This window comes from Pseudoclavibacter sp. Z016 (genome assembly GCF_002931215.1).
GTDB lineage: Bacteria > Actinomycetota > Actinomycetes > Actinomycetales > Microbacteriaceae > Pseudoclavibacter.
Map to the genome: position 1 here is coordinate 295,985 of NZ_PSTU01000003.1, position 6,654 is coordinate 302,638.

Consider the following 6,654-nt stretch of genomic DNA (forward strand, 5'->3'; position numbering starts at 1 on the left):
CCAGGAGGGCTGCCCGTGAGCGCAGGCGAGACCCCGAACGAACACGACATCGAAGAACCCGCCCGCGGCCTGTCCCGCCGCGGTCTCCTCGGCCTCCTCGGCGCAGGCGCGGCCGGAATCGCCGCAGGTGGCGCCGGCGGCTTCGGGATCGCCGCGGCAACCGGTGCCGGTGCCACCTCCCACGCCGGCAGCGGAACCCAGTACCCCTTCAACGGCGAGCACCAGGCCGGCATCGTAACCCCGGCCCAGGACCGCATCCACTTCGCGACCTTCGACGTCCGCGAGGGAACGACGAGGGAGGACCTCGCGGAGCTGCTGCAGGACTGGAGCTACGCGTCGTCGCGACTCGTGCAGGGCCTCGACGTCTCCGCCTCCGGAGCCGTCGGAGGGTCGCCGCTCGCCCCACCCGACGACACCGGCGAGGCCCTCGGACTGCCGCCCTCGGCACTCACCATCACGTTCGGCTTCGGCCCGACGCTCTTCGTCGACGGCGACGGGGTCGACCGCTTCGGCCTGGCCAGCAAGCAGCCGGCGAAGCTCACGCAGCTCCCACGCTTCTCCGGAGACGCGCTCGACAGCGCGCTCTCGGGCGGCGACCTCTGCATCCAGGCCTGCGCCGACGACCCCCAGGTCGCGGTCCACGCGATCCGGAACCTCACGCGCATCGGCTTCGGCCGCGTCATCCTGCGCTGGTCGCAGCTGGGCTTCGGGCGCACCTCGTCGACCTCGACGAGCCAGGCCACACCTCGCAACCTCTTCGGCTTCAAGGACGGCACCGCGAACGTCAAGGCGGAAGAGACGAGCGCCACGACGGAGCACGTCTGGGTCGCGCCAGGCGACGGCGCCGACTGGCTGGCCGGCGGCTCCTACCTCGTGGCGAGGCGAATCCGCATGATGATCGAGTCCTGGGACCGGGTCAGGCTCGAGGAGCAGGAGCAGATCATCGGCCGCGACAAGCGCGCCGGGGCGCCGCTCAGCGGCGGCGAGGAGTTCGCCGAACCCGACTTCGCGGCCGAGAGCAGCACGACGTTCGGGCAGCCGGCGATCGACGCGAACTCCCACGTCGCGCTTGCGCACCCCACCAAGAACGCGGGAGCTCGGCTCCTGCGCCGCGGCTACAACTTCGTCGACGGCAACGATGAGCTCGGACGCCTCAACGCCGGCCTCTTCTTCCTGTCCTACCAGCGAGACCCGGAGCAGTTCATCCGCGTGCAGCAGTCGCTCAGCACCGACCTCCTCAACGAGTACATCAAGCACACCGGAAGCGGCATCTGGGCGATTCCCCCTGGCGCTCGCGAGGGCGGGTACGTCGGGGAGACGCTCTTCGGCTGACTCGATGGGTGGGTGAGCGGATGCGGCCCAGAACGTTGCGCGCCCGTTGCCGACCCCATACCCGGCGCTCAGGCGCCTCATAGCTCCTCCATAGATCAAGGAGGAGACTAGAGGCATGCCTCCCACCGATCAGTCGAGCTCGCGACTCGGCCCGATGCTCAAGGCGGCCGACGGGTCCGCCATCCGAGTGCTCGTCGTCGACGACGAGCCCTCGCTCACCGACCTCCTCAGGATGGCGTTGCGCTACGAGGGCTGGGAAGTGCGCACCGCCGCGGACGGGGCATCCGCGGTGAAGGTCGCCCGCGAGTTCAAGCCGCACGCTGCCGTGCTCGACATCATGCTCCCCGACACGGACGGGCTCTCGCTGCTGCACCGCATCCGCGCCGACGACGAGACGCTGCCCGTGCTGTTCCTGACCGCGAAGGACGCGCTCGCCGACCGACTCGCGGGGCTCACAGCCGGCGGCGACGACTACGTCACGAAGCCCTTCAGCTTGGAGGAGGTCATCGCGCGCGTGCGCGGCCTCGTCCGACGCTCCATGCTCACGCAGGGCGGCGCCAACGACCCCGTGCTGCGCGTCGGCGACCTCAGCCTCGACGAGGAGAGCTACGAGGTGCGCCGCGGCGACGACCTCATCGAGCTCACGGCCACCGAGTTCGAGCTGCTGCGCTTCCTCATGCGCAACCCCCGCCGCGTGCTGTCGAAGGCGCAGATCCTCGACCACGTGTGGAGCTACGACTTCGGCGGGCGCGAGACCGTCGTCGAGCTGTACATCTCCTACCTGCGCAAGAAGGTCGACGCCGGCCGTGAGCCCATGATCAGCACGGTTCGCGGCGTCGGCTACATGCTCAAGGCCACGGAATGAGCGCGCCGGGAGGCGCATCCCCTGCAGCTCTGCCCCCGAATGCTCCACCGTCGGGCGTGGATTCAAGGCGCGAGCGTGCGCCGCTGACCCTCCGGCGTCGACTCGTCCTCGGACTCGTCGCGACGCTCGTCATCGTGACCGCCGTCATCGGCGCCGTGAGCGTGACGCTGCTGCACAACGTGCTCGTCGACCGGCTCGACCAGCAGCTTTCCTCTGCGAGCGACCGCGGGCGCGAAGGCGCGTCCGGTCACGGCGACACGGGTGGACCCCTCTCCATCACCCCGAACGCGACGTTCGTGCTGAAGCTCCCCGGCCAGGCAGAGGGCACCGTCGGCGCGGTCATCGACGACGACACCGTCATCTCGGCGGGCGCCCTCAACAGTCTCGGCGAGGTCGTGCTGATCTCCCCGGCCACCGCCGAGGAACTTGCGAGCGTCCCACAGGATGGGCAGGCGCACACCGTCACCGTCCTCGGCATCGGCGAAGTCAGGGCGCAAGCGAGCGAAGGGCCAGCCGGATACGGCGTCGTCATCGCGCTCCCACTCGGCGACGTCAACGCGACGACGACGACGCTGAGCCTCATGATCGCCCTCATCGGACTCCTCGGCATGGGGCTCGCCGCGATCTTCACGTCGCGTTGGATCCGCGCATCCATGGCACCGCTCGAGCGGGTCGAGCATCTCGCGACCAGCATCTCGAAGCTGCCCCTCACCTCGGGCGACGCCGCCCTCGACGTACGGGTCGAACCGCGCGACGCGGACCCGCGCACCGAGGTCGGGCGCATGGGCCAGGCCTTCAACACGATGCTCGGGCACATCTCCCGCGCCTTCACCGCGAGGGAGGCGAGCGAAGCGAAGATGCGGCAGTTCGTGGCGGATGCGAGCCACGAGCTGCGCACTCCCCTCGCGTCCATCCGCGGCTACTCCGAGCTCACGCGCCGCAGCCGCGCAGACCTGCCGGAGGACACTGCTCGCGCGCTCGAGCGGATCGACTCGGAGTCCGTCCGCATGACCGCGCTCGTCGAGGAGCTCCTGCTGCTCGCCCGCCTCGATGAGGGTGTCGACGTCGAGCACGGGACGGTCGACCTGTCGCTCATCGCCCTCGAGGCGGTCGGCGACGCGCACGCTGCGTGGCCGAAGCATCGGTGGAACCTCGACATCCCAGGCGTCGCCATCGAGGTGACGGGAGTCGACGCGCAGCTGCGCCGAGTCGTCTCGAACCTCCTCGCCAACGCGAACGCGCACACCCCGGCGGGAACGAACGTCACCCTGACGCTCGGCGTCGAGGGCAGCAACGCCGTGCTCAGCGTCGTCGACGACGGGCCAGGCATCGACCCCGGCGTGCTCGAGCACCTCTTCGAGCGGTTCGTGCGCGGCGACGTGTCTCGCACGCGCGGCGAGACCGAGGCGAGCTCCATCCCGGTCACCCGCGGCACGGGACTCGGCCTCTCGATCGTGAAGAGCGTGGTGGATGCGCACGGCGGCACGATCTCCGTCGACAGCCGCCCTGGCGAGACGCGCTTCACGGTGCGCCTGCCGCTCGCCGAGCCTCAGCCCTCGCGGGGCTGAGCCCCGCGCGAGGTCGAGCCCGCCCCGACGCCGAGCCCGCCCGCCATCCGCCCATCCGTCGTCAGATGGGGCGTTTTCACCCCGTCGCGGCGTGCAACACGCGGCCAAAGTGACCTTTTCGTGGGTAGCTCCGCTGGGGTGGGGGTGCGCGGAGGTGGATGCGCGCGGGGATGGAGCGGCTGCGGTGCGCGCGTACTCGGGGCCCGCGCGGGGCGGGAGTAGGGCGGGTGAGCGCCGCCCGTCCGCCATCCGCCCATCTGCCGTCAGATGGGGCGTTTTCACCCCGTCGCGGCGTGCAACACGCGGCCAAAGTGACCTTTTCGTGGGTAGCTCCGCGCTGGGGTGCGGGCGCGGGCGCCGGGAGCGGATGCGCGCGGAGGACGCAGAGGTGCACCGGGGACGGATGTGCGCGGGGAGGACGCGCGGGGGTCAGATGCGCGCGGGGATGATGCGGCTGCGGCGAGCGCCTGCTCAGGGCGACTCTGCCAGCTGGAATCCACCCCCGGCGCTCGGGGTTCGCGCGTCGGCTCGCGAGCGACGCGCATCCACGATGATCTGAACCGCGGCCCAGCACGCGACGGCGACGGACGCGAGTGGCGCGATGAACGGCAGGCCTGGCACGCCGAGCCCCACGGTCAGGGCGAGCACAACTGACCCGCCTACCGCGAGGATGGCGCTGACGGGCCTCGACGCGGGGATCAGCGCGGTGAGCGGGATGGTGGGTGCCGCGCCGATGCAGAGGGCCGCGAGCACCCAGAGCGGCTCTTGCGCCGGATGGCCTGCCCCCGCGAGCTGCGAGCCTGCCTCGAGCAGCAGCGCGGCCACGAGGAACGCACCGCCGACCAGCCAGCGCCTTCCGAACCGGCGGAAGAGCATCCACGCTCCGACGGCTGCGAGCGGAACCACGACGAGGCAGCCGAGGGCCAACCCGACGTTCATGGCGTGCGTCGTGTCGCGGAACGCCAGACTCCAGCTGCTGCCGCCGATGGCGAGCGCCGCGCAGAACGCTCCGGCCAGCGCCGTCAGGGCCGCGAGGACCAACAGGATCAGGAAGCGGGCTCGGCGCTGTCGGGCTCGGCCATGCACGGGGCGGTTTGGGCGAGCAGCGAGCTGCGACCTGCGGGCGCCTGCGGTCTCCCTGCTCACGTCGATCGCGCTCAGGACGAGCATGGTTCCCGCTGCGAGCGGCATGATCGACGGCATCATGCTCGTGATGAACAGGGCGACGAGGCAGCCTGAGGAGATGACTCCGGCAAGCATCCACGCCTCGAAAGCGGAACGATTCCGTCGTAGTGGGCCCCGGAAGACGATGCTCAGCGAAGCGATCCCGAGCGTGCCGGCAACCGCGAGCCAGAAGGAGGTGGAGTCTCCGAACCAGGTGCTCGTCGCTCCCGGCAGCAGGTTGTCATCCGCTTCCTCCCATCCGATCGACCAGCTCAGGCGCGCGCACGCGGCGGCCGCGGCGTGCAGCACCCAGAGCGCAAGTGCCGAGAGTGCGGCCGGGGCGGTGAGCTTGCCACCGTGGCGGCGGCCGAACATCATGACGGTCAGGAAGAGCAGGAGCAGGCCTGAGAACTCCTGGAACCCGGCGATGCCGAGGCGCAGCCAGGTCGGCTCCATGAGCGCGCTCACGAAGATGGTGGCCATCGGGATGAGGCTCACGATCAGCGCTGCGACCGCGACACCGAGCGTCGCCCCCGGTGTGGCCCGGGCGGCGAGGCCATGCACGCGGATCGACCAGGCGTCCGCGAGCGTCGGCTTCGTCTTGCCGCGCTCGACGGCGTCCTCGAGGAGCACCGCGAGCAGGTAGTCGCCGTTCTCCTCCCGCCAGGCGCGCGGATACCACCGGAGCAGGCGCTCGAACCTCGTGCTGAGGGATGCGCTCACCAGGCGCGGCCGAGACGCAGGGCCGGGGAGGGGCGAACGGCAGGCGAGGGGCCACGCTTCAGCGCCGTCGCGGCGACCTGCGCGCGAGCCGCAAGAGCCTCGGTCTCAGCCACCAGGTCGTGGTGTCCCTGCGGGGTGAGCTCGTAAGAGCGGCGGGCGCGGCCATCCACGATCTCGTCGCCTGCCTTCTGGATGCGCTGCTCGCGTTCGAGGCGCTCGAGCGCCGCGTAGAGGGTGGTCGCGCGCAGCGTCGCGGCGCCGCCGCTGAGGCGCCCCACGTCGCGCATGATCGCGTAGCCGTGCTGACGCCCGGCGGCGAGGGCGGTGAGGATCCAGAACGTGGACTCGGTCATGGTTGCCATGCACAGGAATATACCCGCCATTGGACTATCTGGCCACGCGCCCACGCTCTCCGCCGCCCTTTCTCCGCCGCCCGCATCCACTTGGCCGCCCGCCATCCACCGGCATCGCGCGTCGTCGCCTCGCGTCGCCTCGCGTGCCTGGTCGCGCGTTGCGTCCCGGCCCCAGCCCGTGCACCTCATCCGCCGTGCGTCCTCCGCTCGCCCCTGCCCGCCGTGTGCTCGTTCCCCGCCGACAGATGGGTCGGTTCTGCCCCATGGAGGCGTGCAACACGCGGTTCAAGTGTCCTTTTTGCGGGCAATCGGCCGGCCGGGTCGGCGCGGAGGGCGCGAGGTCCGCGGGGCGGATGCGCGCTGACGCGGGTCGGGCGTGCGGGACGGAGGCACTCGGCGGGCTGGATGCCGCCGCCGCCCGTCCGTCGCTCGCCCGCTCTCCGTCGCCCGCCCGCGCACTCTCCGCCGCCAAATAGGTCGGTTTCACCCCGTGATGCCTCGCGACACGCGGTCAAGGTGTCCTTATTGCGGGCGAGTCGGCGCTGGGGTGGGACGCGGAGGGCGCGGGGCGGATGCGCGGACGCGGGGCTGATGGCCGCCGCCCGCCGCCGCCCGCCCGCTGCTGCCGCCCGCCGTCGCGGTCCGCCCG

The 6,654-nt window shown here is 71.4% G+C and carries 5 protein-coding genes; 3 read left to right on the forward strand and 2 right to left on the reverse strand.

All coding sequences use genetic code 11. The features are described 5' to 3' along the window. The first annotated feature begins 15 nt into the window (after positions 1-15). The 3 genes from efeB (at position 16) to C5B99_RS02685 (ending at position 3,765) form a co-directional block, all read left to right on the forward strand. Positions 16-1,332, forward strand: coding sequence for an iron uptake transporter deferrochelatase/peroxidase subunit (efeB, locus tag C5B99_RS02675; RefSeq protein WP_104240220.1), 1,317 nt, complete (start codon positions 16-18; stop codon positions 1,330-1,332). A 115-nt stretch (positions 1,333-1,447) separates the two neighbouring features. Continuing rightward, the gene (locus C5B99_RS02680) at positions 1,448-2,197 is read left to right on the forward strand and encodes a response regulator transcription factor (RefSeq protein ID WP_104240221.1); all 750 of its coding nucleotides are present in this window, start codon (positions 1,448-1,450) and stop codon (positions 2,195-2,197) included. Between the two features lie 56 nt (positions 2,198-2,253). Continuing rightward, complete coding sequence (locus tag C5B99_RS02685; protein WP_181064915.1) at positions 2,254-3,765, forward strand: cell wall metabolism sensor histidine kinase WalK; 1,512 nt, start codon at positions 2,254-2,256, stop codon at positions 3,763-3,765. Between the two features lie 471 nt (positions 3,766-4,236). Here the strand turns inward: C5B99_RS02685 and C5B99_RS02690 are convergent, their stop codons facing one another. Together C5B99_RS02690 and C5B99_RS02695 are read right to left on the reverse strand one after the other, a co-directional pair. Next, positions 4,237-5,652, reverse strand: coding sequence for a hypothetical protein (locus C5B99_RS02690; protein ID WP_104240223.1), 1,416 nt, complete (start codon positions 5,650-5,652; stop codon positions 4,237-4,239). After that, positions 5,649-6,014, reverse strand: coding sequence for a PadR family transcriptional regulator (locus C5B99_RS02695; RefSeq protein WP_104240224.1), 366 nt, complete (start codon positions 6,012-6,014; stop codon positions 5,649-5,651). The genes C5B99_RS02690 and C5B99_RS02695 overlap by 4 nt, the downstream gene beginning before the upstream one ends. Between the last annotated feature and the right edge of the window lie 640 nt (positions 6,015-6,654).